Origin of the sequence: Rhodoferax sp. (genome assembly GCF_037143375.1) — a bacterium.
Classification (GTDB): Bacteria; Pseudomonadota; Gammaproteobacteria; order Burkholderiales; family Burkholderiaceae_C; genus Rhodoferax.
Genome location: NZ_JBAWYV010000305.1, coordinates 1 through 1779, shown reverse-complemented (window position 1 = coordinate 1779; position 1779 = coordinate 1). Strand labels below are relative to the sequence as shown.

Sequence of the window (1779 nt, the reverse complement as noted above, 5' to 3'; positions counted from 1 at the left end):
CTGTCCAGAATTTGAGTTTTGCGGAAGCCGATCTGCTTTCAGATAAAGGATGGACCGAAGCACTAAAAGGGTGCTCGTTTGTCCTTCACGTCGCTTCGCCGTTCTTGATGGCTGAACCAAAAGATGAAAACGAGTTGATTGCTCCAGCAGTCGAAGGCACGCTGCGAGTCATTGCAGCTGCTCAACTATCGGGGGTGAAAAGACTTGTACTGACATCATCGACATTTGCCATCATCGCTGGAAGAGATACGGGTAAGTACGGTCCAAGCGACTGGTCAGACACAAACTCGAACATTGGCGCTTATGCGAAAAGCAAGACATTGGCAGAACGAGCTGCCTGGGACGCAACCAGAGTCGGCATGGAACTAACGGTAATAAACCCTGGAGCGGTTTTTGGACCGTCGTTAGGTGCAAAGATAGACGGTCAAAGCGTCACCATGATGACCAAAATGATCACAGGGAAAATTCCGATGATTCCCGACATGGCCATGGGCATGGTCGATGTGCGCGATGTGGCCAAGCTTCATGTAGCAGCGATGACTGCCAAAGGTGCCGCCGGAAAGCGCTTCATCGCGTGCACAGCAGAGCCTGTCGAGATGGCAACAGTGGCCCAAGTTTTAAGAGAGGCTGGTTACAAAAAAGCCCCTTCGATGAAAGCGCCGACCTTCCTTCTGAAATTCATGAGCAAATTTGACCCTGAGGCCAAAGGCATGTTGCCGTTCATTGGAAGAAAGGCATCCTATGACAACAGCGCCACGTTCAATGTTTTGAACTGGAAGCCAACACCCATGGCCACCTCCTTCAGAGAGATGGCAGCGTCCATTTCGAAATAACAGCGCATCGCCTTAAGTTTGACTAATTTTGACCACTCGTAAACCACAGGAACCAGAAATGACCAATGCCGCACCTGCAAAACCAGCCTACTTTATGGTTCAAGTCAAAGCGAAAAGTTTGGAGGAACTGTCAGTGCGCTATGCGCAAGCAGCCATAGCGAGCCTAATGAAACTCGGCGGCCAAATGATTGTAGGCACGCCAGCGCCGACTGTCTTGGAGGGAGAATGGGACGGAAGCTGGGCAGCTATCTTGCGTTTTCCAAGCATGGAAATGGCGCAAACTTGGTATAACTCCGCTGAGTACCAGCCATTGAAGGAGTTGAGGATCAATGAGCTGACTGATGGTGGACAAATTTTGCTGGTCGAGGGAATGTGATCAGTTCGAACTTGTCTATTCAATAATTTTAAAATCCTTATGCTTAAATAATTTATTAGGCACTTTGAGCATAAGGAAGTAATTCAAAAAAACGACCTTATGGCGAATAGCGATGGAAATGTTGATTGGCGTTCATTGTGTCCGATCAGTTCTGCATTGGACGTGCTCGGCGACAAATGGTCGCTGTTGGTCATTCGTGATTTGATCATCCACGGGGCTCGAACGTATTCACAATTTCTCGAGGCGCCTGAGCATATTTCTACGAATATTCTGGCAGCCAGGCTCGATCTCCTAACGTGTCTAAAGTTAATCGAACGAACAAACCCCGAGGCCACGTCTCGTAATAACGCTTACCGACTTACGGAAAGCGGAGCGGCGCTTCGTCCAGTGCTTGAAGCCTTGGGAAAATGGGCTGGCACTCACCTTTCCGACTTCAACGTCGACATAGTAAAGCTGTCGTGAGACAGCGCAGAAATTGTCCGCAAACTGCAAGATGCCGAATTCCCAGATCGGCTCCAGATTGGCGTAGAACTGGGCAACCCAATTGCTGACATTCCGAATGTCGACATC

General features: G+C 49.2%; 3 protein-coding genes. 2 read left to right on the top strand and 1 reads right to left on the bottom strand.

Features of this window, described 5'->3' with window-relative positions:
• Both WCG50_RS19275 and WCG50_RS19270 read left to right on the top strand, forming a co-directional pair.
• Nucleotides 1-833 (top strand): NAD-dependent epimerase/dehydratase family protein (locus tag WCG50_RS19275; protein WP_336901210.1); only part of this gene is annotated, 833 nt, incomplete at its 5' end.
• Nucleotides 834-891: 58 nt separating this feature from the next.
• The gene (locus WCG50_RS19270) at nt 892-1209 is read left to right on the top strand and encodes a DUF1330 domain-containing protein (RefSeq protein ID WP_336901209.1); all 318 of its coding nucleotides are present in this window, start codon (nt 892-894) and stop codon (nt 1207-1209) included.
• A gap of 306 nt (nt 1210-1515) precedes the next feature.
• On the opposite strand, the gene WCG50_RS19265 is transcribed toward WCG50_RS19270, so the two are convergent.
• Nucleotides 1516-1779 (bottom strand): hypothetical protein (locus WCG50_RS19265; protein WP_336901208.1); only part of this gene is annotated, 264 nt, incomplete at its 5' end.

Coding starts and splice junctions, on each gene's coding strand:
- WCG50_RS19270 (WP_336901209.1), top strand. CDS start 892: ATGACCAATGCCGCACCTGCAAAACCAGCCTACTTTATGGTTCAAGTC.